Origin of the sequence: Microbacterium sp. PAMC21962, from assembly GCF_019443465.1 — a bacterium.
In the GTDB taxonomy this organism is placed as follows: Bacteria; Actinomycetota; Actinomycetes; order Actinomycetales; family Microbacteriaceae; genus Microbacterium; species Microbacterium hominis.
In genome coordinates this window covers 3,312,277-3,337,420 of sequence record NZ_CP080381.1, presented here as the reverse complement: position 1 = coordinate 3,337,420, position 25,144 = coordinate 3,312,277, and the positions used below count along the sequence as shown (strand labels likewise).

Sequence of the window (25,144 nt, the reverse complement as noted above, 5' to 3'; positions counted from 1 at the left end):
GATTCTGTTCACTCCCTCCGATTCCGGGAGTCGGTGGCGTCGCTCAGGACGCGAGCTCCCGCGCCGGCGGCGCACTGGCCGTCAGCGAGATGACGCCGTAGTCCCAGCCCTTGCGGCGGTAGACGACGCTCGGGTGATCGGTGCGCGCGTCGATGAAGAGGAAGAAGTCGTGGCCCACGAGCTCCATCCGGTCCACGGCCTCCTCGACCGTCATCCACTCGGCGTCGAAGTTCTTCGTGCGGATGACGACCGGGGTGTAGTCGTCCTCGCCCTCGTCGCCCACGGCGATCGGGATCTCGCCGGTCGCGACGGCACGCAGCGTCTCGACCGAGGCCGGCTGCAGATCGATGCCGGACAGCGCGCCGCTGCCCTTGTCCAGCTTGGCTCCCCGCGGGTGGTTACGGGCATCCACCCTCTTGTCCTTGGCACGCCGCAACTGCTCGGCGAGCTTGTCGACGGCCATGTCCAGCGCCGTGAACTTGTCGCCGTCGGTGGCCTCCGCACGCACCAGCGGGCCCTTGCCGGTGACGGTGAGCTCGACGGTCTCCTCCTCGCGACTGCCGTTGTGATAGGCGCGGTGAGTGACCTTGACGTCGAGCCGCTGCGCCCGCGGCGCCAGCGTTCCGATGCGAACGGACTTCTCTTCGGTGACGGTGCGGAAACGATCGGAGATGCTCACGCCCACGCCGACGATGCTAGTTTCCATCCTGACCTCCTTGTTCCGGGTCCGGCCGGTCAAGGGCGGACCCTGAGTTCGCCTTGGTCCCTCCCACGCTATCGGGGTGCCGCGCCCGTGTCACCTGCGAATCGCCGTCGCGATCCGTGAGCATCCGCGATGAATCCGGGCTCACCGGGCGTGTCGGGCCGTGGCGGCCACCGTCGCCGCTCCCACGACCCGCGCGCCGGCGTCGGTGAGGGCCCGCGCGGCCTCGCGCAGGGTCGCTCCCGTGGTGACGACGTCGTCGACGATCAGCACCGGAGCCCCCTCGACGCCGCGGGCGCACATCGTGCCCGCGACGTTCTGCGCACGGGCTGCCCTTCCCAGACCGCGCTGATCCGCCACCGCGCCGACCGTCCGCAGCGCCCGCAGCGGTCGGAGTCCGCCGCGGCGCGCGATCAGCCCCGCCACCTCGTGGCCGCGACGCCGGAACGCGGCCCGGGACGAGGGGACGGGAACCACCAGGACGTCCTCGACCGCGCCCCCGGCGGCGGCCTCTGCCGCGGCCGCGAGGGCGGCCCCCAGCGGTCGTGCGAGTGCGGTGCGGCCGTCTTCCTTGAGCGCGCGCAGGACACGCGCGGGCACGCCCGAGAACTCCCGCGCCGAGAAGACGGCCAGGCCCGCGTCGAGCCGGCCGCGACGGACGCGCGGAGCGAGCTCGTCGCGGCAGGCCGGGCACAGTCCGACGTCCGGGACGTCGCAGCCGGCGCACCGGGTCGGCAGCAGCAGGCTCAGCGCCTCGGCACCCGCATTGCGGAGGACCGCGCCCAGCCCGCCCGGTGCTCGTGGGGATGCGCTCACGCCCCTCAGCCTCGCCGTCGCGTGCGCGCCGCGGGGCCCGGAGCGCACCATCGGGGGGATGCCGCGCGCCCGCGCTCCCCGGGGAGGAGCCGGCGCGGGATCAGCGGGGCGCGCCCTGCTGGATCGCGAGCACGCGGACGTCGCCGACCAGCTGCTGCCAGTTGGCGCCGCGCTGGGCGTAGACCTCGCCGTCGGCATCCCGCACGCGCGCGCTGTCTTTCTGCCCGGCGACGGTCGTGGTGTCGCCCGGGGTGCGGCTCGCTGAGGCGAACCCGCCCACGGTGAGCGTCTCGAGGTACTGGTCCTCGCCGTCGCTCGTGAGCACCCCGAGCGTGCTGCCGTCGAGCCAGGTGAGGGCCGTCGCCGGTCCGGGCAGGGTGTCGAGCACCTTCTCGGGCGACTCGATCGAGGTCGGCACGCCGTTGCGATCGCGCTGGATCCCCGCGCCCCAGATCGCGTAGCGGTCGCCGTCGCGGACCGCCGCGACCAGGCGCGTGCCGTCGCGGGACACGCGCTGCGCGAGGATCTGCGAGGCGCCCGACCACCCGCCGGCGACCGTGACGATCGTGCCGTCGGGGGCGTAGGCCCGCACGGCGCTCGGGGCGTCGGTGGGCACCGTCCAGATGTACCCCGACGGGTCGATCGAGGGCGCGATGAGGCCGGCGCGCTGGTCCAGCCGCTGGGTGGGCGCATCGGCGTGCACCGCGAGCACGGCGCCCGACACGTCGCGGACCGCGGCCGTCGTACGATCCGCATTGACCTCGATGTCGGTCGTCGCGATGTTGAGGATCGCGTCGGACAGCCCGGCGATCGGCGTCACCGTCGAGCCCGACGCGAATCCGAAGGCCGCCTCCGTGCGGACGACCGGGTTGGAGGCGACGGCGGTGGAGCGCACGTCGACCTTCTGCGCCATCAGCGCCTGCCCTCCCGGCAGGATCATGTCGACACCGCTGATACCGGCCGTGCCGAGACTCGCCTCGAGTTGCGTCTGCATGCGGTCCAGCGCCACCTGGTCGAGGTTGCGCGCGCCGTCCTGCAGCGTCACCTGTGCGACGTTCGACTGACGCGGCACCGAGGTCAGCTCCAGGCGGGCGCCGTCGGTGAAGGCGCTCACGACCGCACCGCGCAACCAGGGCGCCGGTGAGCCGTCGACCAGTCCCTCCGCGATGTTCGTGGCGGCGTAGTAGCGGGGGAACCACCGCACGTCGGGGACCAGGTAGGTCCACGTGGGGTCGAAGTACATGAGCGAGTACGCGTCGAACACCGTCGCGAACCGCGTCTGGTCGAGGACGATGCCGTCCGGCGCCTGCGTGATGCGCCATTGGCCGTCCGCCTGCTGCGCCAGTTTGAACGACAGGGGGATGTCTCCGTCGTCGGATGCCGGGGTCAGCTCGCCCGTGGCATCCACCGTCGCCACCGGCGCGACGGTCAGCACGAACTCCGCGGTGCCCGTCTGCTGCAGCGTCCGCTGCCCGGCCGCGTACACGGTGACACCGGCCTGCGGCTTCCACGTGCCCTTGAAGCTCGGCGCGAGGAACTGCTGGGCCGTCTCCCAGTTGTTGCTGGGACCGGTGCCGGCGGCGATGAAGCCCTCGACGATCTGCTGGGGCGTCGCATCCTGCACGGGCCCCTTGGGGATGAACGCGAAGTCGGCGGAGCCGTCGTCGTCGACGATGCGCACGCCCGGGTTGACCGGGCCCGAGGTCGGCAGGCCGGCGCACGCGACGAGCGCCGTCGAGAGCAGGGCGGCGAGGAGGGCGGCGACGACGCCGCGCAGGCGGATACGCATCATGGGCGACTCCCCCGGTCGAACACGGTGATCGGCTGCGTGAGACCGAGGTCGTCCAGCGAGACCCCGTCCTCGACGGGATCGACCGGAATCGGCGAGGCCCCGTCGAGCGGCTGGCCCTGACGCGGCAGCGTGAGCACGAAGTTCGTCCCGCGGCCGAGCTCGGACCAGACCGCCAGGCTGCCGCCGTGCAGCTTGGCGTCGCCGAGCGCGATCGACAGGCCGAGGCCCGTGCCGCCGATGGTGCGCTTGCGCGACGGGTCGGCGCGCCAGAACCGATCGAACACCCGCTCCGCATCGGCCGCGCTCATCCCGAGACCGTAGTCGCGCACGCCGATCGCCACGGCCCGCTGATTGCTGTCCACCGTCACGACGATGGGGCGTCCCTCGCCGTGCTCGATCGCGTTGCCGAGGAGATTGCGGACGACGCGGCGTACCCGCCGCGGATCCATCTCGACCGGCGAGTACCCGCCGGGGGCGACCAGCCGCACGTCGGTGCCGTGCTGCTCCGCGAGCTGCTGCATCGACGCGATGACGTCCTCCGCGAGGTGGGCCAGGCTCGTGGGCTCGTACTCGAGCTGCACGGAGCCGGCGTCGTATCGGCTGATCTCCAGGAGGTCGGTCAGCAGCGTCTCGAAGCGCTGCACCTGCGCGTGCAACAGCTCGGCGGCGCGGGCGGTCGTCGGATCGAAGCTCTCCCGCTGGTCGTTGAGCATGTCGCTGGCCAGACGGATGGTCGTCAGCGGGGTGCGCAGCTCGTGGGAGACGTCGGAGACGAAGCGCTGCTGGACGAGCGACAGTTCCGCCAGCTCCTTGATCTGCGCCTCGATGCTGTCGGCCATCGCATTGAAGGACCGGCCCAGCGTCGCGAACTCGTCCTCGCCGCGAACCGGCAGCCGCACGGCCAGGTCGCCGGCGGCGAGCGTGGCGCTCGTCTCCGCCGCCTCGGCGATCGGCACCGTCACGGAGCGCAGGACGAACCACGAGATGGCGGCGATGAGGACGACCAGTCCCGCGCCGACCAGCCAGAGCGTCACCTGCACGAACTGCAGGGTCTGCTGCTCGGGGGCGAAGTCGTACGCGAAGTAGAACTCGTAGGCTCCGACCTCGGGGAACACGAGCTGCTGGCCGATCACGACGCCGGGCACCGTGCTGCCGTCGGACTCGGCGAGCCCGACCGACTGCCACCAGCGCTTCTCGGCATCCCCCTGCACGGCGCTGCGCAGCCCCGGCGTGATGAGACCGACGTTGAGGCCGCCCTTCTGGAAGTCCTGGGGCGCGATCGTCGACGGGGCGTCCGAGATGCGGAAGGCGGCGATCATGTCGGTGCCGGCCTGTCGCGCGATCGAGTCGGTCACGTTGTTCCACAGGGACTGGAGCGCGGCGCCGTCCCCGTCGATCTGCGCGGCGTTGAGGGTCTGCTGCGTGGACTGCGTCGCCCGCTGCACCGACTCCTGCACCTGCTGGACGCGCGACTCGAAGAGGTCGTTCTGGATCGCGAGGGCCATCGCGACGAACGCGATCAGGATCGCGAACGCCGTGGCGCCGATCGTGATGACGAGCGTCCGGAACCGCAGCGAACGCGTCCAGGCGTAGGCCACGCGACGCGGCCAGGTGCGCCAGTCGCGCCACCCGGTCATCGTCGGCACGGTCGCCGTCTGCGGCGTCATCGTGGGCCGATCAGACCACCGCGCCGGCGCGGTAGCCGACCCCGCGCACCGTCATGACGATCCGCGGGTTGTCGGGGTCGATCTCGACCTTGGCGCGCAGACGCTGCACGTGCACGTTCACGAGGCGCGTGTCCGCCTTGTAGTGGTAGCCCCACACCTGCTCGAGGAGCATCTCGCGGGAGAACACCTGCTGCGGCTTGGAGGCCAGTGCCACCAGCAGCTCGAACTCGAGCGGGGTGAGCGCGATCACCTCGTTCCCCCGGCGCACCTCGTGCGCGGCCACGTCGACGACGACGTCGCCGATGCGCAGGTCGTCGCCCGCCGGCTCGGCCGCGGGGCGCAGCCGCGTGCGGATGCGCGCGACGAGCTCCTTCGGGTTGAACGGCTTGACGATGTAGTCGTCCGCGCCAGATTCGAGCCCCCGGACGACATCGGCGGTGTCGGTGCGCGCGGTCAGCATGATGATCGGAACGCCCGACTCGGAGCGGATGCGCGTGCAGATCTCGATGCCGTCCATGCCGGGAAGCATGAGGTCGAGTAGCACGAGGTCGGGGCGCTCCTCGCGCCACACGTCGACGGCGACGGTGCCATCGGCGCAGAACAGCGGTTCGAAGCCCTCGGTGCGCAGCACGATGCCGATCATCTCGGCGAGCGCGACGTCGTCGTCGACAACGAGGATGCGGGAAGTCATATGGCCTGGTTCGTCCTTCGGGTGGGCCGGATGCCGCCGACGCGGCAGGGCGCAGGAACACAGTATCGGACGCTCCTGGGATGGCACCGAGTGCCGCGCAGACGATGACGGGTCCGGGACGCTGTCCCGGACCCGTCATCGTCGACGTCCCGCCGCGGCGACCGCTACTGCAGAGCGGGCAGCTTGTCGTCGCTGTTGAGGGCGCGGAACAGGAGCGCGGCCAACGCGCCGCCGACCAGCGGGGCCAGGAAGTACAGCCAGTAGGCGCCGATGTCGAAGATGCCCGTGATGGACAGCCCCAGCGCGACAGCCGGGTTGAAGCCGCCGCCGGAGATGCCCCCCACGGCCACGGCGCCGACGAAGACCGTCGAGCCGATCGCGAGACCGTAGAACGAGTTGTGGACGTTGGACTTGGTGGTCGCGACGTTGAGCACGACGTACACGAGCACGAAGGTCCAGAGCGCCTCGACGAGGAACGCGGGGCCGATCTCGATCTTGGCAGGCTCGTCCGCGACGGGCCAGAGCGCGAAGCTGACGGCCGCCGCGAGCGCTCCGGCCGCGAGCTGGGCGACGACGTACGAGACGAACCGCGTCAGGCTGATGGCGCCGCGCAGCCAGGCGCCGAGCGAGACCGCCGGGTTCAGGTGGGCGCCGGAGATGTGGCCGGTCGCGAACACCATGATCATGAGTGCGAAGCCGATGGCGAGCGGGGTCAGGGCGCTGCCGCTGTTGACGGCGCCGATGATGGCGAACACGAAGATGAACGTGCCGATGAACTCGGCGAGGGGGTTGCGCAACGAATCCTTCATGATGAGCTCCTGTGGTCATCGCCGGTCCCTTCCGGCTCAGCACGACCATAGTGCACTCCCAGCGCTTTCCCAGGCAGCCGCGCGAGAACTCCCTCCACGCCGAACCGGGCCCCCTCCGATCGGAGAGGGCCCGGCATCCGCGCAGCGCGGTCAGCGGTGCAGGTCGAACCGGTCCAGCTCGGTGACCTTGCCCCACGCGGCGGCGAAGTCGCGCACGAACTTCTCGGTGGCGTCGTCCGAGGCGTACACCTCGGCCAGCGCGCGCAGCTCGGAGTTCGAGCTGAACAGCAGGTCGACGCGGGTGCCGACGCCGACCTTCTCGCCGCTGCCGTCCTTCGTCCCCGCGAACGCGTGGGCTCCGGGATCCAGCGGCTTCCAGGTCGTGCCGAGATCGAGCAGCGTGACGAAGTAGTCGTTCGTCAGCACGCCGACGCGGTCGGTGAACACGCCGTAGGGCGAGCCGTCCCAGTTGGCCCCGAGCACGCGCAGACCGCCGACGAGGACCGTCATCTCCGGCGCCGTGAGGGTGAGCAGGTTCGCCTTGTCGAGGAGGTGGTACTCGGCGGGCATCGCCGCCAGCGGACCCTGGTAGTTGCGGAACCCGTCGGCCGCGGGCTCCAGGTAGCCGAAGGACTCGACGTCGGTCTGCTCCTGCGACGCGTCGGTGCGCCCCGCGTGGAACGGGATCTCCACCTCCACGCCCGCGTCGGCGGCCGCCTTCTCGACCGCCGCGTTGCCCGCGATGACGATCAGATCGGCGAGGGAGACCTCGATGCCCGCCTGTGCGGCGTCGGCCGCGATGCCCCCGAGCACGCCCAGGACGCGGTGCAGCTGCGCGGGGTTGTTGACCTCCCAGTCCTTCTGCGGGGCGAGACGGATGCGGGCGCCGTTGACGCCGCCGCGCTTGTCGCTGCCGCGGAAGGAGGATGCCGCGGCCCACGTCGTGGCGACCAGCTCGGACACCGTGAGGCCGGAGGCGAGCACCCGAGCCTTGAGGTCGGCGACCTGGTCGGCCCCGAGCGGGGCGCCGGTCGGCGCGGGGACGGGGTCCTGCCACAGCAGTTCCTCGCCGGGGACCTCGGCGCCCAGGTAGCGGGCGACCGGACCCATGTCGCGATGCGTCAGCTTGAACCAGGCGCGCGCGAACGCGTCGGCGAAGGCGTCCGGGTCGTCCTTGAACCTGCGCGAGATCTTGTCGTACGCAGGGTCCACGCGCAGCGCGAGGTCGCTGGTGAGCATGCGGGGCTCGCGCTTGCCGTCGCTGTGGGCGAGCGGCACCATGTCGGCGCCGTGGCCGCCCGTCGGCCGCCACTGGTGCGCGCCGGCCGGGCTCTTCATGAGCTCCCACTCGTACGCGTAGAGGATGTGGAAGAACTCGTTGTCCCACCGGGTCGGGTGGTAGGTCCACGTCACCTCCAGGCCCGACGTGATCGTGTCGTCGCCGCGGCCGGTGGCGTGGTTGTTCTTCCACCCGAGGCCCTGCATCTCCAGCCCCGCGGCCTCGGGGTTGTCCTCGAGGTTGGCGTCGGGGGCGGCGCCGTGCGTCTTGCCGAAGGTGTGGCCGCCGGCGATGAGGGCCACGGTCTCCTCGTCGTCCATCGCCATCCGGGCGAACGTCTCGCGGATGTCGCGAGCCGAGGCGAGCGGGTCGGGGTTGCCGTTGGGCCCCTCGGGGTTGACGTAGATGAGGCCCATCTGCACGGCCGCGAGAGGCTTCTCGAGCTCACGGTCGCCCGAGTAGCGCTCGTCGCCGAGCCACGTGGTCTCGGGGCCCCAGTACACGTCGTCGTCCGGCTCCCACACGTCGGTGCGTCCGCCGGCGTAGCCGAAGGTGCGGAAGCCCATCGACTCCAGCGCGACGTTGCCGGCCAGGATCATGAGGTCGGCCCAGGAGATCGACTGCCCGTACTTCTTCTTGACGGGCCAGAGCAGGCGCCGGGCCTTGTCGAGGTTGACGTTGTCGGGCCAGCTGTTCAGCGGAGCGAAGCGCTGCTGTCCCGCTCCCCCGCCGCCGCGGCCGTCCGTCACGCGGTAGGTGCCGGCGGAGTGCCAGGCCATGCGGATCATGAGGGGCCCGTAGTGGCCGAAGTCGGCGGGCCACCAGTCCTGGCTCGTGGTGAGGAGCTCCGCGATGTCCGCCTTGACGGCGGCGAGGTCGAGCGACTCGAAGGCCGCCGCGTAGTCGAAGTCGTCATCCAGGGGGTTACGGACGCTCGGGTTCTTCGCGAGGATCTTGAGGTTGAGCTGGTTCGGCCACCACACCCGGTTCGCCGAGCCACTGGTGGGATGCGGCTGCGCATGGATGACCGGGCAGGTCGCCGCCTCCTCCGCGCGCGCCTCGTCGGTGTCGCTGACGGTGAGGGACTGGTCGATCTCGGTCGCGTCAGCGCCGATGCCGGCGGTGGTCGGGTCGTGGTCGGTCATGGTGTTCCTTCCGTTGGGGTGGGTCCGGCGGCGGCCGCGCACGACGGGCAGAGCCCCCAGTACGTGACCTCCGCCGTGGTGAGGGTGAAGCCGTGCGCGTCGGACGGTTGCAGACAGGGCGCGGCGCCGATGGCGCAGTCCACATCGACGACCGTGCCGCAGGAGGTGCACACGAGATGGTGGTGGTTGTCGCGCACCCGCAGCTCGAACAGCATGGGGCGCCCCGCGGGCTCGATGCGGCGGACCAGCCCGGCGTCGACGAAGTCGCCCAGCGCGTTGTACACGGACTGGCGGCTCGTCCGCGGCATCCGCTGGACGATCCGCAGGAAGACGTCGTCGGCACTCGCGTGCGGCATGTCGCGCAGGGCGTCGTAGACGGCCGTCCGCGACTCGGTGACCTTGAGTCCGGCCGCCCGCAGCGCGGCCGGGGCCGCCGCCTCGCCGTGCGGGGTGTCGATCTCGGTCATGTCTCCACCCTACCCAATTTTGACAAAGTCAAAATTACTCACGGGTGATCCATAGGCCGTCACGCCCGCGCCCCGAACGCCGCAACGCCGCCCCCGGTGGCGGGGACGGCGTTGCGAAGACGCGGAGGGCGCGGCTCAGTAGCGGTAGTGCTCGAGCTTGTAGGGACCCTCGACGGGCACGCCGATGTAGGCGGCCTGCTCGGGGGTCAGCTCCGTGAGCTCCACGCCCAGGGCGGCCAGGTGCAGGCGCGCGACCTTCTCGTCGAGGATCTTCGGCAGCACGTACACGCCGACGGGGTACAGCTCAGGCTTCGTGTACAGCTCGATCTGGGCGAGCACCTGGTTGGTGAACGACGCGCTCATGACGAACGAGGGATGCCCGGTCGCGTTGCCGAGGTTCATCAGGCGCCCCTCGCTCATCACCAGGATGCTGCGGGGCGCACCGTCGGCGGCCGCCGGCAGCCGGTACTCGTGCACCTGAGGCTTGATCTCGATCTTCTCGACGCCCGGCAGCGCCTCCAGACCGGCCATGTCGATCTCGTCGTCGAAGTGGCCGACGTTGCCGACGATCGCGAGGTGCTTCAGCTTCGTGAGGTGCTCGACGGTCACGACACGGGTGTTGCCGGTGCCGGTGATGAGGATGTCGACGTCGCCGACGACGGACTCGAGCCGGGCGACCTGGAAGCCGTCCATCGCCGCCTGCAGCGCGCAGATCGGGTCGACCTCGCCGATGATGACGCGCGCGCCCTGACCCCGCAGGGCCTCGGCCGCACCCTTGCCCACGTCGCCGTAGCCCACGACGAACGCGACCTTGCCGCCGATCAGCACGTCGGTGCCGCGGTTGAGCCCGTCGGGCAGCGAGTGACGGATGCCGTACTTGTTGTCGAACTTGCTCTTGGTGACCGAGTCGTTGACGTTGATGCCCGGGAACAGGAGCTTCCCGGCGGCGGCGAGTTCGTACAGGCGGTGCACGCCGGTCGTGGTCTCTTCGGTGACGCCGACGATCTGCGACGCCATGCGGGTGAAGCGCTGCGGGTCGCGGGCGAGGCTGGCGCGCAGCGTGTCGAGAACGATGCGGTACTCGAGGGAGTCGTTCTCGGATGCCGCGGGCACCGCGCCGGCCGCCTCGAACTCGACGCCCTTGTGCACGAGGAGCGTCGCGTCGCCGCCGTCGTCCAGGATGAGGTTGGGGCCGTCGAAGCCCTCCGCCGACCAGTCGAAGATGCGGTCGGCCAACTGCCAGTACTCCTCGAGCGTCTCGCCCTTGAACGCGAAGACGGGAACCCCGGCGGGCTCGTCCACGGTGCCCGTGGGGCCGACGGCGACCGCGGCGGCGGCCTCGTCCTGCGTGGAGAAGATGTTGCAGCTCGCCCAGCGCACCTGTGCTCCGAGCGCGACGAGCGTCTCGATGAGCACGGCGGTCTGCACGGTCATGTGCAGCGAGCCCGCGATGCGGGCGCCGGCGAGGGGCTGCGAGGGCCCGTACTCCTCGCGCAGCGCCATGAGCCCGGGCATCTCGTTCTCGGCGAGGCGGAGCTGGTGACGGCCGGCCTCGGCGAGGCTCAGATCGGCGACGACGAAGTCGTGGAGGCGGGCGGGGGCGGCAGTGGTCGGCATCCGACCATTCTCGCATCCCACGCCCGGGGACGGCTGTGCGTCAGACCCGCAGCGTCTCGTGGCGCACGACGACCCAGCCCTTCGGCACGGACAGCCGATCGGTGTGGATCGCGCAGAGGTCGTGCGCGTGGGGGTCGGTCGCCGCGCCGAGGGGGCCGAGCGCCGCCATCTGGTCGCCGTAGTCGTAGGTCAGGGTCGTCACAGCCTCGCGGGCACAGCCCACCTTCGAGCACAGTCGGGTACGCATCGCCCTCACGGTACCCGTCCGCGGTGCTCCCCGAGCGGATGCCGCGCCGCCGCGGGGCGATCGGCCCGGCCGATCGGCGCACGCTGACCTAGACTCGGACCATGATGAGGCGGCGCGCGAGCAGTGCCCCGCGCGTGCGCGCCTCGCGCCACGGCCGCCACGGCCGCGAAGACCGCAGTCCCGTCGTCCGCCCGCCCCTGCCGGCGCAGGAGACCCGGGAGGAACGCTTCGACTTCATCGTGGGCACGGCGGCGGAGTTCCTGCGCAGCGCCTGGCCCGAGCTGCGCGACGTCGCCTTCGAGGTCGCGGCGATGCCTCCGGCGCCCGACGCCGACGGCATCCCGCGCTGGACGGTGTCGACGGGCGACCGGCGCATCGTGCTCTACCGGCTGCCGATCGAGCGTCTCGGGTCGCTGCACCGCGAGGACGACCTGCACCGGCGGATGGCGATCGAGAGCTGCGTCTTCCGTGCGGCCGCGGAGTACCTCGACCGCGATCCGTGGGACCTCGGCCCCGAGCGCTTCCGCTACTTCTGAGCGCGCCGCCGGCGGCGGCCCTCAGCGGGCTCAGCGGGGATACACCGTGACCGCCGACGCCGACGCCGCGCTCGGCGCCACCGGATAGCCCGCGAGAGCCGACGCCCCCGCGTAGGTCACGCCCGCGCGCACGGCGCCCGTGCCGGGATCGACGCGGTAGACCTCTCCGGGGCGGACGGGGACCGTCACCGCCCCCGACGCCGGCACCGTCACATCCGTCGCCGTGCCCGCGCCGGCCGCCGCGGTCAGCACCACGGTCGTCGCCCGCCCGTCGGAGGAGACGAGCGTCAGCGTGGGCTCCGGCGCGCCGGACCCGCCGGCGGCGACCGCGACGAGGGCGGGAGCCGAGATCTCCTCGGCCGCGACGAACCAGCCGAAGTCGCTCCCGGCGCCGAACCCCGAGGTCGCCCACACCGCGCCGGTGACCGGGGCCGTCGCGCTCACGCGCACGGCGTAGGTGCCGGTGGCGAGGCCGCCGAGGTCGAGCTTCAGCGGCACACCCGCCGTCAACGGCACCGTCTGCGCGGTGCCCACCTGCGTCGCGCCCTGGAAGACGGTCACCGTCGCCTGAGCGTCGCTGCCCGGCGACAGGAGCCGCAGCGCGGTGGGCACGTTGCTCTCGCCCGCGCCGCCCTGGGTGGTGACGACCGGGACGCCCGGGATGACGAGATCGGTGTCCGGCACGGCGGCGGCGCCCACCTGGTCGACGCCGCCGGCGACGAGCACGCGCGTGAGGCTCGCCTGCAGCGCGGCACGGACCGGCGCCTGGGACGAGGTGATCCGCAGGACGGGGTTCTCCTCGCCGATGGCCAGCGAGGCGAGGGGGATGACGCGCTGCGTGCCGGCGGGAACCACGATGCCGTTGCCCGCCACGGGCACGGCGCCGCCGTCGGCGCCGTAGACGGTGACGGTGACCCGCGCCGCGACCGCGCCGGGGTTGGAGAGCACGACGAGATCCGACGCCCCCGTCGCGGCGGAGCCCGCGACGAGCCACGACTCCATCTCCGGGCGGGCGCACGCCGCGGCGGCGAACCCGCTGAGGTCCTCGGCGGCCGCCCGGGCGGCCGAGGCGGCCGCGATGTCGGTCGGCTCCCCGCCGACGGGGGCGGCGCGAAGCGTCGTCGGGCCGGTTCCCCCGGTGACATCGGGGGTGAGCAGCGTCGAGGTCGTCGCCGCGGCGGGCGTGCCCGCGGAGGCGGCGGCGGAGGTGACGGCGGCGGGCGCGGCATCCGTGAGCTGGGAGGCGATCGACGCGTCGCGCCCCGTGGCGAGGATCGGTCCCACGCACGTCGCGACGGAGGCGGATGCGGGGGTGTGCGCCGTGACCGAGACGGCCTCGCGCGCGAGGGTCGGCAGCGGCGTGACGACGAGGGCGACGGCCGCGGCGATCGCGACCGCGGCGACGGCGCCGCCGACGGCCAGCCGCACGCCGGCGATGCCGCGCGGACCGCGGGGGTGGGAGACTCCGTCGCTCACGCTGCCCCTCCTCGTTCGAGACCGACGGTGCGCGGGCGACGCCGGTTCAGGCGGAGCGAGCGCCGCGTCGGAAGCGCCAGCAGGAGCGCGATGACGATCACTCCGATCTGGAGGACGGCGACCTCCGCACCGGCGGTGCCGCCGGTCTGCTGCCGATCGACGACCGTGCCGGTGACGCGCCACAGCTTGCCGCGGCCCGTGTCGCCGACGATCTCGAGGTCGTCGCGCTGGTCCAGCGCCGTCTCCGCCCCGATGCGCACGGCCCGTGCGACGTCGCTCTCGCCGTCACCGCCGCCGCTGAGCAGGACGAAGGCCACGCCGTGGGCGGCGAGGTCGGCCACGGCGCTCCCCGAGGGCGCGGCGAGCAGCTCGGCGGTCAGTCGCGCCGCCTCGGCGTCGCCGGCGTCGGGGCCCTGGCGCGCCGAGCGGAGGGTCGTCTGTCCGCCGAGGGCCGAGGTCTCGCCCCACACGACATCGGTGACGACGGCGCCGTCGGATGCCGGTGTCAACACGAACGTCGCGTTGCCGAGCCCGGCGCGGCCCTCCGCCTCGACGTAGGCGGGCAGCGTGCTGCTCGGCCCGTCGGTGAGGGCGGAGGTCCCGCGGGGAAGCGCGGTGAGAGCGGGCACGGCGCTGACGGCGAGCGCGGCCATGGCCAGGACCGCCAGCGGCATCCGCACCCGGGCGGCGTCGGGGATCGCATCGACGGCGAGCGCCGCCGCGCCCAGCAGCGCCAGCCAGTACAGGCTCAACGCCGCCCCGGGCCACACGGCGATGCCCACGGACGCATCCGTGGTGACCTCGATGCCGATGACGGCCATCGCGGTCGCGAGGGCGCTGACGGCCACGACGAGCGCGACGGCCGCCGGCACGACCCGCGACAGGAGCGGTGCGGCGACGGCGAGACCCAGCAGCGGGACGACCAGCAGCAGCGCCCACGGTCCGATCCCGGCGACGAGCTGATCCCAGCCCGCGGCGTCGGTCGTGGGGAATCCGAAGGCGATCGCGATGCGGCGCGCGAGGTCGACCTGCTCGCCGCTCGCGAGGGGGACGCCGGGGTCGGCCAGGAGGGCCCACGGGTCGCCCGTGTCCAGGCGATGCCAGACCATCGGCGCCCAGACGGCCACCGCGGGCACGAGGAGCCAGATGACGCGGGCGATGCCGCGGCCTCGTCCGAGGCTCGCCGTGAGCACGATGGCCACGACCCACAGCAACACGACGGCGGGGGCCAGCGAGGGCGCGCAGGCCAGGACGGCGACCGCGATGACCGACCCCATGCCGGCCGCGCTCCATGAGCGGTGCGCGACGGCGGCGGTCCACAGCAGCCACGGCAGCAGCAGGTGCGCGATCACGACGGTGGGCCGACCGCTGGCGAGCGCCCCCAGCAGGGTCGGCGCCAGCGCGTAGCCGACGGCGACGAGGGCGCGCGCGAGGGGGCGCTCCGTGACGCGGGTCGCCGCGAACCACGCCCCGAGTGCCGCCAGCGGCAGCGCCAGCACCCACACGACGACGAGGACGCGCGAGGGCGCCGCGGGCCACAGCGAGCCGAGCACGGCGATGACCGCACTGAACGGATCCGCCGGACCGCTGGTGTCCCAGCCGAGCGGACGCAGTCCCGACGCGGCATCCGCCCACAGCTGCGCGACCGTCGCCCGCAGCGGGACGAGCGCTCCCCCGCCGAGCACCGGCCACGCCAGCAGCGAGAGGAAGGCGAGCACGGAGACCAGCAGCGCGCCGAGCACGATCCAGGCGCCGCCGCCCGAGAAGAAGCGCAGTTCCCCGCGCGCGGCACCGTCCACCACGTCGTCGTCGAGGCGTTGGCGCAGTTCGGCGCGGGTGATCCGCAGCGGCGCGAGCTGCGCCCACGAGACGCTGCGCCCGGCCCGGATGCCGCGTCGCGCCCGGGCGACCGCACCCGGGCGGGCCATCACCGTGACGGTGGCGCCCCACTCGGGGCCGATGAGCGCGGGGCGTTTGCCCAGCAGCAGCGCCACCGACCGCAGCAGGGCCAGCGGGAGGTACGACAGCCAGTGCAGCGGGACCGCGGCCGCCGGGGCGTAGGCGAGGCGGCGGTGCAGCTGTGCGGTGCGCTGGGCGTAGGCGCGGCGCACGCCCTCCGGCTCGAAGCGGTCGCCGAGCGCCGGCGGGTCGCTGCGATCGGCGTCGGCGATCGCGACGATCGCCTGCGGTGCGAGCACGACGCGCCCGCCGCGCAGCCGGGCGCGGACGCCGAGGTCGAGGCCCTCGTCCGCGCCGGCGAGCGCGGTGTCGAGTCCGCCCAGCGCCCGCCAGGCGTCGGTGCGCACGAGGATGCCGCGGACATCGGCGCCGAGGACGTCGTCGCCCGCGTCGTGCTGACCCTGGTCGTGCTCGCCGTCGGCGAGCCCGACCGTGCGCCCCCCGTGGGTCAGGGAGACGCCGAGGGAGACGATGCGGTCGTTGTCGTCGGCGCGCACGAGCTTCGGGGCGGCGAAGGCGACCGACGGCGAGGTCTCGAGCGCGCCGAGAAGGCGCATGAGGGCGTCGGGCGCGGGGGTGGTGTCTTGGGCGAGGATCCACACCGCCTCGCCGTCGAGTCGGCGGCTGGCCAGATCGAGGGCGTCGGCGAAGGAGGTGCCGCGATCGGCTGTGATGACCCCTTCGGCGCCCGACTCCCCCGCGATCCGCTGCAGTTCACGGTCGCCGGCGTGCACGCCGCAGAGCACGATCGTGAGCCTGTCCACGGGGCGCGACTGCGCCGCGAGCGCGGACAGGACGCGTTCGAGGCGGATGTCGGTGGCCACGCGCGCATCGGGGCGCACGACCAGCAGTGCGTGAACTCGGGCGGGCATGACGTCGTCAGCCTAGGCGCGGACGGCTCGGGCCCGCGCACGTCGCCCGCGAGTCTCGGGAACTCGTCAGGCGCGGCGCTTGAGCTTGCGGCGCTCGCGCTCGCTCAGCCCGCCCCAGATACCGAAGCGCTCATCGTTCTGCAGGGCGTACTCGAGGCACTCCCCGCGCACGTCGCACGAGGTGCAGATGCGTTTGGCGTCTCGCGTCGAGCCGCCCTTCTCCGGGAAGAACGCCTCGGGATCGGTCTGGGCGCACAGGGCGTCGGCCTGCCAGGCGAGGGCGGTGTCCTCGTCGGGCGCCGCGGCCCGGCGCACGCCCGGCACGCCGAGATTGACCGGGTCGACGAACCAGTTGTCGGGGACGCCGGAGCGGTAACCCGTCATATCGTTCTCCCCACGTTTTCCCGATGCGCCGATGCGCGTGTTGGGAATAATTACACCCTTGTCATTCGCCGTGGTCAAGTCGCAGATCGTAAACCCTCAATGAGGGATTGAACCTTCATCTCGACGCATCGGCGTGTCGCGCGCGATGTCGCGGGCTCACGCCCCGGGCTGAGCGAGGAAGATCTCACCGGATCCGGCGACGGCGATGACCCCTTCGTCGGCGACGTGCACGGCGGCCCCGGGGCGGAGGGCGACCTCATGGCCGGATGCCGAGACGACGACCTCGCCCCGCGTGCACAGGGCGATCGCGGGGCCACGCAGCGTCAGGCGTGCGTCGGCGCCGGGGGCGACGCTCACGCAGGACAGGGCGAAGTCGTCGACCGGTGTGTCGTAGTCGACCACGCCGTCGCCGACGGCGCGGGGGTGCACGACGGGGGCGGGTCCGGGGGTGACGTCCACGACGCGCATCAGTTCGGGCACGTCGACGTGCTTAGGGGTCAGACCGCCGCGCATGACGTTGTCGCTCGCGGCCATCAGCTCGACGCCGAGACCCGACTGGTAGGCGTGCAGGACGCCGGCGGGCGCGAACAGCCCCTCCCCGCGCCGCAGCGTGACGAGGTTCATGAGGAGGGCGACGATCAGACCGGGATCGCCCGGGAAATCCGCGGCGGCCGCACGCAGCACGGCGATCTCGTCGGAGAACTCGGCGCTGTCGGCACGGCCGAGCGCGGCGGTCAGGTCGGCGACGGTCGCGGCATCCGCCTCGTCGAGGGCCCACGCGAGCGTGCCCCGCAGCGCGGACCGGGCGTCGACGCCGGTGTCGGCGTCGCCGAGCCGCTCGCGGATCTCGGCGACGGCGCCGCTCGCGGACGGGGCGTCCAGGGCGTCCAGCAGCCGTCGGGTCTCGGCGAGCGGACGCAGTCCCACGAGGGCGCGGAACCGCTCGCTCAGCGCGACGATGATCTCGGGCTTGTGGTTGTCGTCGCGGTACAGACGCTCCGCTGCGTCGCGCGGGACTCCGGCGCCCTCCTCCCGCGCGAAGCCCTCCCGCGCCTGGTCCCGCGTGGGGTGCGCCTGGATCGACAGCGAGGATGCCGCGGCCAGCAGTTTCAGCAGGAACGGCAGCGGCGGGCGCCCGGCCTCGGCGAGGGCGACGTCGAGCGTGCGTCCGTCCGGCGTCCGCGACGGGCAGCCGGGGTGGTCGCCGTACCAGATCTCGGCCTCCGGAGCCCCCGTCGGCGGACGCCCCTCCAGTCCCGCGATCAGCGTCGTGGAGCCCCAGGAGTAGTCGCGCGGCTCGTTGGAGATCGGCGTCAGCATGCCCCCAGCCTAGAACCGCCGCCGCGATAGCCTGATCACACCATGGCCGTCTTCACCACGCACCCCGTCGCCGCGCCGCCGACCGCGCCGGTGCGCGCGACGACGGCCCATCTGCTGCTGCGGGGCTGGTGCATCTTCGTGATCGCCGCGGCGCTCGCGGGCACGTCGTGGCTGATGCTGCTCGGGGCGCCCGGCGCGGCGGTCGTGGCGATCGCGACCGGAGTGGTCTCCGCGGTGCTGTGGGCCCTGCTCCGCCCGCCCGTGCAGTGGCGCCGGCTCCCGTGGTTCGCGATGGGCTACGTCATCTGGGCGATCGCCTCGCTCCTGTGGAGCGCGCATCCGACCACGACGGCCGTCACCCTGCTGCTCCTGCTGATCACGACGCTGCAGGCGATGTTCGTCGGCGCCGTGCTCACCTGGCGCGAACTCGTCCGCGCGATCGCGTCGGCCCTGAAATGGGTGCTGGGGCTGTCGATCGTGTTCGAGCTCTGGGTCTCGCTCGTCTGGGGCGGCCCGATCCTGCCGCAGTTCGTGCGGCCCGACGGGCCGGTCGCCGATCCGATCGTCTACTGGTCGCGCGACAACCTCTTCGACGGGGGCCGCATCCAGGGCGTCTTCGGCAACGCCAACCCCCTCGCCTACGTCGCCCTGCTCGGCATGATCGTGTTCGCGATCCGCTTCGCCACGCGCGCCCCCCGGCGCTCGCTGCTCGTCGCCTGGTTCGCCCTCGCGGCCTACCTGTTCGTGCGCGCGGGATCGGCGACCGCCTGGCTCGCCGCCGGCGCGGTCGTGGTGGTCCTGCTCACCGTGCTCGCGATGCGCACCACCCGCCGCGCCGGCGAGCGCACACGCTACTACCTCGTCTACGCCGTCGTGGCCGTCGGCGGACTGGTCGCGCTCTGGCTCGGCCGCGAACGGGTGTTCTCGGTGCTGGGCCGCTCGTCCGACCTGACCGGCCGGGAGGGCATCTGGTCGATCGTCGGGGCGAAGGCCGTCGAGCGCCCCGTCGTGGGCTGGGGCTTCGCCACGCCCTGGCTGCCCGACGACCCCGCGTTCGACGGATGGATCGTCGACCACGGCCAGACCGTGATGCAGGCCCACAACATGTGGCTCGACGTGTTCTTCCAGCTCGGCGCCGTCGGGCTCGCCCTCATCGCCCTGACCTTCTTCGCCTACGTATGGCGGTCGTGGTTCTTCGCCGTCGACCGTCCGCGCTGGGATCTCGTCGCCGACCGCCCCTACTCCCCGGTCACTCTCCTGCCGACCCTCGTCGGCGCGGTGCTGCTGGTGCAGGGCCTGGCCGAGTCGGGGCCGCTCCTCGGCTGGGGCTGGCTGTTCGTCGTCATGCTCGCCTTCAAGATCAAACAGGCGCCGCTGCTCGGCCGAGGCGCCTCCGAGCAGCGACTGGTCGGCGAACAGGGCGAGCCGGAGCGGATGCCGCGATGACGCGCGCCGGGCGCGGCGACGGGTCGCTGCTCGGCGCCGGCAGCCCCCTGCAGCGCATGCTCGCCTCGGCGGATCTGGCGCGGGCGTACACGCTCGCCGCCGTCGCCACCCTGGTCGGTTCGCACCTGATCGCACGGCTCGCCGGCGTCGTCACCCTCCGCAGCATCATCGCCGGGCTGTGCGCCCTCGCGATCGGCATCCTCATCGCCCGTCGCGAGGAGCTGACGCTGCTGCGCCTGGTCCCCCTCACCGTGCTGCTGTGGGTCACCTGGGCGTTCGCGAGCGTCTTCTGGAGCACCGACCCGCTCGGCAGTCTCGCCCGGTGGCTCGCGATGGCGGCGATCGCGCTGATCGCGGTGACGGTCGGCCACGTGCGCGACCCGCTCCAGACGGTCCGCGCGCTCGGCGACGTCCTGCGCGTCGCGCTCGGCCTGTCCCTCGGCCTCGAGATCCTCTCGGGGCTCCTGCTCGACATGCCGCTGCGCTTCCTCGGCATCCAGGGCAACATCGCCGCGCTCGGGCCGGTGCAGGGGATCTTCGGCACCCGCAACATGCTCGGCTTCGTGGCGGTCGTCGCGATGGTCACCTTCGCCGTGGAGCTGCGCACGCATTCGGTGCGCACCGGTGTCGGCGTCGGATCGCTCGCCCTCGCCGCCGCGCTCGGCATCCTCTCGGCCTCCCCCACGGTGCTCGTGCTGGCCGTCGCGGTCGGTGCGGCCACCGGGGCGCTCACGCTGGTGCGCACCGTGCCGCCCGCCCGGCGCGCCGCCGTGCAGTGGTCGCTGGCGATCGTCGTCGTGGTGGCCGCGCTCGTCGGATACGCGCAGCGCACGCGCCTGCTCGATGCCCTGGGAGCGACCGACGACCTCGACATGCGCACGCGCCTGTGGTCGCTCGCGGAGTTCTTCGTGCAGCTGCGTCCCGTGCTGGGGTGGGGCTGGTTCGGGCCGTGGGACCGCTCCGGCCAGCCGTTCCTGACCATCAATCAGCTGCTGGCCGAGCACCACTCCAGCGCCCTGAACGCCTACGTCGACGCGCTGGTGCAGCTCGGCTGGGTCGGCGGGCTGCTGCTGTGCCTGCTCGGCGGCGTGGCGCTCGTGAGATCGTGGAGCGTCGCCAGCCGGCGCCGGTCGATCATGCACGCCTGGACGCCGCTGATCGTGGTGACGCTGGCGGTCACGAGCATCTTCGAGTCCGTCGCGCTCGTCGGCTTCGGGTGGATGCTCCTGTGCCTGTGCGCCGTGCGCGCGGGACAGTCGCGGTCGTGGCGCGACCGGCTGCGCGTCGGCGCCGTGCCCACGTCGGGGCTGCCCGAGGGAGGGTAGCTCACCCCGCGTGGTCGGCGTTGTACGCGTCGAGGACGTCGCCGATCGCGGCATCCATCACGAGAACGCCGTTGTCGAGGTAGAGGCCGCGCGTGCAGAACCGACGCAGGTCCCGCTCGTTGTGGCTGACGAAGAAGAGCGTCCGCCCCTCGGCGAGGAGCTCGTCGATGCGGCGGTAGCACTTCTCCCGGAACGCCTTGTCGCCGACGGCGAGCACCTCGTCCACGAGGAGCGTGGGCTCGTCCAGCTGCGACACCACCGAGAACGCCAGCCGCACCTTCATGCCGTTCGAGAGGTGTTTGTAGGGCATGTCGACGAAGTCGCCGATCTCGGCGAAGGCGATGATGTCGTCGAAGCGGCGGGAGGTCTCCGCCTTCGACATGCCGTGCAGCCCGGCCATCAGCCGCACGTTCTCCCGCACGGTGAGATCGCCCACGAAACCGCCGGTGATCTCGATGAGCGGCGCCACTCCCCCCTCGACCCGGACGGACCCCTCGTCGGGGAGCAGGACCCCGGCGACGAGCTTGAGGAGCGTGGACTTGCCCTGACCGTTGCGGCCGACGACACCGATCGCCTCGCCGCGGCGGACGTCGAAGGACACGCCCCGCAGGGCCCAGAACTCGCCCGGCCGGCTGCGCCGCGCCGAGCCCGCGAAGAGGTCCTTCAGGCTGCGGCGACCGCGGCGGTTGCGGCGGAAGCGCACCCCCAGGCCGTCGACGCGGATCGCGATGTCCTCGCCCATCACAGCTCCTTCAGCACGGCGGGCTCCAGGCGCCGGAAGACGACGACGCCGAGGGCGAGGATGCCGAGGCTGACGACGGCCGCGACCAGCACGGCCGTGACGTCCGCCTCGCCGGGGAACAGGCCCACGCGGTACAGGGTGAAGATGCCCGACAGCGGGTTGAGCAGCGCCAGGTCGCGGAAGATCCCGGGAAGGTCGTTCACGCCGTAGATGATCGGCGAGGCGTAGAACAGGGCCCGCAGGATCAGCCGGGTCGTGCGCTCCAGGTCGCCCCAGAGGACGCACAGCGGCGCGACGAGCAGACCGAGCCCGACCAGCAGGATCGCCTGCAGCGCGACGGCCACCGGGAACAGGAGCAGCCCCCAGCCCACGGTCACCCCCGAGAAGACCGCGAACAGCACGAGCACGGGCAGCGAGAAGACGAACTCGACGCCCTTGCTGAGCACGATGCGGTTGACCCAGATCGAACGCGGGATCGCGGTCGAGCGCACGAGGCGCGCGTCCTTGTTGAAGGCGCGGGTGAGGTCGCCGACCGCCGCGTTGAACCACACCCACGGCAGCAGGCCCGACAGGAGGAACACGATGTAGGGCTGGGCGCCGATGTCTCCGCGTTGGAACACCTGGGTGAACACGAACCAGTAGATCGCGCTCATCACGAGCGGATCCAGCACCGACCACAGGTAGCCGAGGGCACTCGTCGCGTAGCGCACGCGCAGGTCGCGCGCCGACAGCAGCCACAGCGAGTGCAGGTAACGCCGCGGAGAGCCGGCGGCGCCGACGACGGCGGTGGTCACGCGTCCGAGTCTAGGAGGTGAGCGTGCGCACGCGAGTGAGCCTGCGCCGTCCCGCACAGGGGACGCGGGGCGCACCGGGGTAGACTCGTGAGGCCATGGCCTCCATTCCTTCGCGCCACGACGCGGCCCCGAACGACACGTTCACGCCCGCCAGCGCGACGATCGCGATCGTCACCTTCAACCGTTCCGGACTGCTGACGAGGCTGCTCGAGAGCATCACCGCGATGGACCCGAAACCGGGCCATGTCGTCATCGTCGACAATGCGTCGACCGACGACACCACCGCGGTCGTCGAGTCGTTCCGCGATCGCCTGGGCACCGAGCTCGTGTACCGCCGGCTCGACGAGAACACCGGCGGCTCGGGCGGGTTCAGCGAGGGGATGCGCGTCGCGTACGAGCTCGGATCGACCTGGATCTGGCTCATGGACGACGACGTCGAGGTGCTGCCCGACGGCCTGGCGAGGATGGGGGCGTGGGCGCCGCGCTTCAAGTCGATCCAGGGGCGGCGCTACGACTTCGACGGCAGCGAGTTCTACTGGCAGTACCGCGTGGCGGAGCCGCTGGCCATCCCGATCCCGTTCGCGCCCAGCCGCTTCGACGACTCCGGCTACAAGGAGATGAACTCCGGCTGCTTCGAGGGCATGTTCATCCACCGCGACATCGTCGAGCGGATCGGCCTGCCCGACCCGCGCTTCTTCATCTACTGGGACGACCAGACCTACGGTTGGCTCGCGTCGCGGGTGACGACGTCGGTCATCGTCAACGAGTTCGTGCTCCGCCGCACCCGCGAGATCAAGCAGTGGGACATGGGCATCCGGCACATGAACGCGTCGAGCAACGCGTACCGCTACTACATCATGCGCAACCGCGCCATCATCCAGCGCTACTACCGGAGCCTCGGGGTCTACAACCCGGTGCTGTTCGGCGTCGGCACCGCGCTGACGTTCGGCAAGGAGCTGATTCGGCTCCTCTTCGTGGAGCGCACCGTCCGGGGGACCTCGAACCTGTTCCGTGGGCTGCGCGACGGCAGGAAGATCGCGCGGGATGCGGAGTGGAAGCCGATGCCGCCGCTGGTCGCGGCACCCGCGGCATCCTGAACTCCCCTTCATCGCTCGCAACGCTCGGAGACTCTCGTGGCCCACATCCTGCAGAACACCGTCCTCCCGACCGAGCGCGACCCCGATCTGCTTCCGCTCTACGTGGACCCCGAGACCTGGACCTCCATCGACGAGGAGCCCGTGCGGGTGTCCAGCCGTGCCCAGCTCGGCAACATCCTGGGCCGGACGACGGCGCGCATCGTCGCCGGGCGGCGCGTCTCCTTCGGCACCTACTTCAACGCGTTCCCCGCGTCGTACTGGCAGCACTGGACGACGGTGCGCGCCGTGACGCTCACGGTGCGCACCACCGGACCGGCCACGATCCTCGTGTACCGCTCGACCGGCAGCGGTGTGCGCCAGCGGATCGACACGCGCGAAGTGGAGGGCCAGGCCACCACGACGTTCGAGCTCACGCTCAATCAGTACAGCGACGGGGGCTGGATCTGGTTCGACGTCGCCGCGGATGAGAAGTCGGCGACGTTCGAAGGCGCCACGTGGTCGACCGAGACGGAGCCGCGTCGCCAGGGCAAGGCGAGCATCGGCATCACGACCTACAACAAGCCCGATTACTGCATCGGAACCCTGCGCGCGCTGGCGGCGAGTCCCGAGGTCCTTCCCCTGTTGGACCGCGTGTTCGTGATCGATCAAGGCGATCGGCTCGTCTCGGCGGAGCCCGGCTACGACGACGTCGCCCGCACGCTCGGCGACACGCTGCAGATCGTGACGCAGCCGAACCTCGGCGGTTCCGGAGGCTTCGCCCGGGCGATGACGGAGACCCTCCAGCGGCCGGAGAGCGACTTCGTGCAACTGCTGGACGACGACGTCCGCATCGAGCCGGAGTCGATCCGGCGATCCATCATGTTCGCGCGGTTCGCCACGATTCCGACGATCGTCGGCGCCCACATGTTCGATCTGCTCGACCGCCCCAAACTGCACGCGTGGGCGGAGGTCGTGGACGACATGCCGTTCATGTGGCGCACCCTCAACCAGGAGCGGATGCCCCACGACTTCTCCGTCGCGAATCTCCGCCAGTCGCCGTCGCTGCACTCGCGCCTCGATGCGGACTACAACGGGTGGTGGATGTGTCTGATCCCGACCGACGTCATCCGTGAGGTCGGGCTCGCCCTCCCGGCGTTCATCAAGTGGGACGACGCCGAGTATTCACTGCGCGCGCGCGAGGCCGGTTTCCCCACGGTCTCCGTGCCGGGCGTCGCCCTCTGGCATGTGTCGTGGGTGGGCAAGGACGACTCCATCGACTGGCAGGCGTACTTCCACGCGCGCAACCGCATCGTCGCCGGGCTGCTGCACTCTCGCGCACCGCGGGGGGGCACCCTGATGAAGCACAGCCGCCGGCTGGACCTCAAGCACCTCATGATGATGCAGTACTACCCCGTGGCCCTGCGCCACCGGGCACTGCGTGACGTCCTGTCCGGTCCCGCGCACATGAGGGCCACCCTCGCGACCGCGATGCCGGAAGCCCGCGCACTGTCGTCGGGGTTCCCCGAGACCGTCGTGCACCGGGAGACGGACACGCCCCTGCGGTCGCGGCGCGGGCGGCTGGTGTTCCCGCAGCGCAAGCGCCATCAGATCGACAGCCCCACGGGCCTGCGGCTGCGATGGTTCACGGCATCCACCCTCGCGGCGCACTGGCTCCGTGCACCCCGCCCCGAGAACGTGGCGCAGCCCGAGGTCGAGTTCGGCAAGGACGACGCCCACTGGTGGCGCGTCCCGCTCTTCGACAGCGCCCTGGTCAACGCCGCGGACGGGTCGGGCAAGAACGTCTACACCCGCGATCGTGCGCAGTTCCGTCGGATGCTCATCGACGGCATCCGCCTGCACCGCACGTTGCGTCGGCGATGGGACCGACTGTCCGACGAGTACCGCCGAGCGCTGCCGGAGCTGACCGCGGAGTCGGCCTGGCGCCGGACGTTCGACCTCGACGGCGACGCGGGCCGCTGAG

At 72.2% G+C, this 25,144-nt stretch carries 21 protein-coding genes; 5 read left to right on the top strand and 16 right to left on the bottom strand.

Annotated features, from left to right (window positions below; all coding sequences use genetic code 11):
* Window positions 1-43 precede the first annotated feature (43 nt).
* From hpf to KY498_RS15565, 10 genes are all read right to left on the bottom strand, one after another.
* Window positions 44-706, bottom strand: a complete 663-nt coding sequence (gene hpf / locus KY498_RS15610; RefSeq protein ID WP_060960917.1) for a ribosome hibernation-promoting factor, HPF/YfiA family — start codon at window positions 704-706, stop codon at window positions 44-46.
* 141 nt (window positions 707-847) lie between these two features.
* The gene (locus KY498_RS15605; protein WP_223848966.1) at window positions 848-1,519 is read right to left on the bottom strand and encodes a ComF family protein; all 672 of its coding nucleotides are present in this window, start codon (window positions 1,517-1,519) and stop codon (window positions 848-850) included.
* A 100-nt stretch (window positions 1,520-1,619) separates the two neighbouring features.
* A complete protein-coding gene (locus KY498_RS15600; protein WP_191008924.1) occupies window positions 1,620-3,311 on the bottom strand; it encodes an LpqB family beta-propeller domain-containing protein in 1,692 nt (563 codons plus the stop codon).
* Window positions 3,308-4,978 (bottom strand): MtrAB system histidine kinase MtrB, encoded by a 1,671-nt coding sequence (mtrB, locus tag KY498_RS15595; RefSeq protein ID WP_101306700.1) that lies wholly within the window; start codon window positions 4,976-4,978, stop codon window positions 3,308-3,310. The genes KY498_RS15600 and mtrB overlap by 4 nt, the downstream gene beginning before the upstream one ends.
* Before the next feature lie 10 nt (window positions 4,979-4,988).
* Window positions 4,989-5,669: an MtrAB system response regulator MtrA gene (mtrA, locus tag KY498_RS15590; protein WP_191008925.1), complete on the bottom strand. Its 681-nt coding sequence runs from the start codon at window positions 5,667-5,669 to the stop codon at window positions 4,989-4,991.
* 164 nt (window positions 5,670-5,833) lie between these two features.
* Window positions 5,834-6,478, bottom strand: a complete 645-nt coding sequence (locus KY498_RS15585; RefSeq protein WP_060960922.1) for an MIP/aquaporin family protein — start codon at window positions 6,476-6,478, stop codon at window positions 5,834-5,836.
* A gap of 150 nt (window positions 6,479-6,628) precedes the next feature.
* On the bottom strand, window positions 6,629-8,902 hold the full coding sequence (gene katG / locus KY498_RS15580) for a catalase/peroxidase HPI (protein WP_191008926.1): 2,274 nt from the start codon (window positions 8,900-8,902) through the stop codon (window positions 6,629-6,631).
* Window positions 8,899-9,369, bottom strand: a complete 471-nt coding sequence (locus KY498_RS15575) for a Fur family transcriptional regulator (protein WP_101306702.1) — start codon at window positions 9,367-9,369, stop codon at window positions 8,899-8,901. The genes katG and KY498_RS15575 overlap by 4 nt, the downstream gene beginning before the upstream one ends.
* A gap of 135 nt (window positions 9,370-9,504) precedes the next feature.
* Window positions 9,505-10,986: an adenosylhomocysteinase gene (gene ahcY, locus KY498_RS15570; RefSeq protein WP_060960925.1), complete on the bottom strand. Its 1,482-nt coding sequence runs from the start codon at window positions 10,984-10,986 to the stop codon at window positions 9,505-9,507.
* Between the two features lie 40 nt (window positions 10,987-11,026).
* A complete protein-coding gene (locus KY498_RS15565) occupies window positions 11,027-11,233 on the bottom strand; it encodes a DUF3499 family protein (protein ID WP_005048283.1) in 207 nt (68 codons plus the stop codon).
* A 101-nt stretch (window positions 11,234-11,334) separates the two neighbouring features.
* Here KY498_RS15565 and KY498_RS15560 point away from each other — a divergent pair, with 101 nt between their 5' ends.
* On the top strand, window positions 11,335-11,769 hold the full coding sequence (locus tag KY498_RS15560) for a metallopeptidase family protein (protein WP_191008927.1): 435 nt from the start codon (window positions 11,335-11,337) through the stop codon (window positions 11,767-11,769).
* Window positions 11,770-11,799: 30 nt separating this feature from the next.
* Here KY498_RS15560 and KY498_RS15555 read toward each other — a convergent pair whose 3' ends face one another.
* The 4 genes from KY498_RS15555 to manA form a co-directional block, all read right to left on the bottom strand.
* On the bottom strand, window positions 11,800-13,245 hold the full coding sequence (locus KY498_RS15555; RefSeq protein WP_223848967.1) for a DUF5719 family protein: 1,446 nt from the start codon (window positions 13,243-13,245) through the stop codon (window positions 11,800-11,802).
* Entirely contained in the window at window positions 13,242-16,076 is a 2,835-nt protein-coding gene (locus KY498_RS15550; RefSeq protein ID WP_191008928.1) for a glycosyltransferase, read from the bottom strand. The genes KY498_RS15555 and KY498_RS15550 overlap by 4 nt, the downstream gene beginning before the upstream one ends.
* A 66-nt stretch (window positions 16,077-16,142) precedes the next feature.
* Entirely contained in the window at window positions 16,143-16,460 is a 318-nt protein-coding gene (locus tag KY498_RS15545; RefSeq protein ID WP_191009569.1) for a WhiB family transcriptional regulator, read from the bottom strand.
* 156 nt (window positions 16,461-16,616) lie between these two features.
* Window positions 16,617-17,780, bottom strand: a complete 1,164-nt coding sequence (gene manA, locus KY498_RS15540; RefSeq protein ID WP_191008929.1) for a mannose-6-phosphate isomerase, class I — start codon at window positions 17,778-17,780, stop codon at window positions 16,617-16,619.
* Window positions 17,781-17,822: 42 nt separating this feature from the next.
* Here manA and KY498_RS15535 point away from each other — a divergent pair, with 42 nt between their 5' ends.
* Both KY498_RS15535 and KY498_RS15530 read left to right on the top strand, forming a co-directional pair.
* Window positions 17,823-19,226 carry an O-antigen ligase gene (locus KY498_RS15535; protein ID WP_060960929.1) on the top strand — a complete coding sequence of 468 codons (1,404 nt, stop codon included), beginning with the start codon at window positions 17,823-17,825 and terminating at the stop codon, window positions 19,224-19,226.
* Window positions 19,223-20,551, top strand: coding sequence for an O-antigen ligase family protein (locus tag KY498_RS15530; RefSeq protein ID WP_219879424.1), 1,329 nt, complete (start codon window positions 19,223-19,225; stop codon window positions 20,549-20,551). Before KY498_RS15535 ends, KY498_RS15530 begins: the two co-directional genes overlap by 4 nt.
* A 1-nt stretch (window position 20,552) precedes the next feature.
* Here KY498_RS15530 and KY498_RS15525 read toward each other — a convergent pair whose 3' ends face one another.
* Complete coding sequence (locus KY498_RS15525) at window positions 20,553-21,293, bottom strand: ABC transporter ATP-binding protein (RefSeq protein WP_060960931.1); 741 nt, start codon at window positions 21,291-21,293, stop codon at window positions 20,553-20,555.
* On the bottom strand, window positions 21,293-22,087 hold the full coding sequence (locus KY498_RS15520; protein ID WP_060960932.1) for an ABC transporter permease: 795 nt from the start codon (window positions 22,085-22,087) through the stop codon (window positions 21,293-21,295). The genes KY498_RS15525 and KY498_RS15520 overlap by 1 nt, the downstream gene beginning before the upstream one ends.
* Window positions 22,088-22,182: 95 nt before the next feature.
* Between KY498_RS15520 and KY498_RS15515 the strand changes: the two genes are divergently transcribed.
* Together KY498_RS15515 and KY498_RS15510 are read left to right on the top strand one after the other, a co-directional pair.
* Window positions 22,183-23,184 carry a glycosyltransferase family 2 protein gene (locus tag KY498_RS15515; protein ID WP_060960933.1) on the top strand — a complete coding sequence of 334 codons (1,002 nt, stop codon included), beginning with the start codon at window positions 22,183-22,185 and terminating at the stop codon, window positions 23,182-23,184.
* A 36-nt stretch (window positions 23,185-23,220) separates the two neighbouring features.
* A complete protein-coding gene (locus KY498_RS15510; protein ID WP_191008931.1) occupies window positions 23,221-25,143 on the top strand; it encodes a glycosyltransferase in 1,923 nt (640 codons plus the stop codon).
* Window position 25,144: the final 1 nt, after the last annotated feature.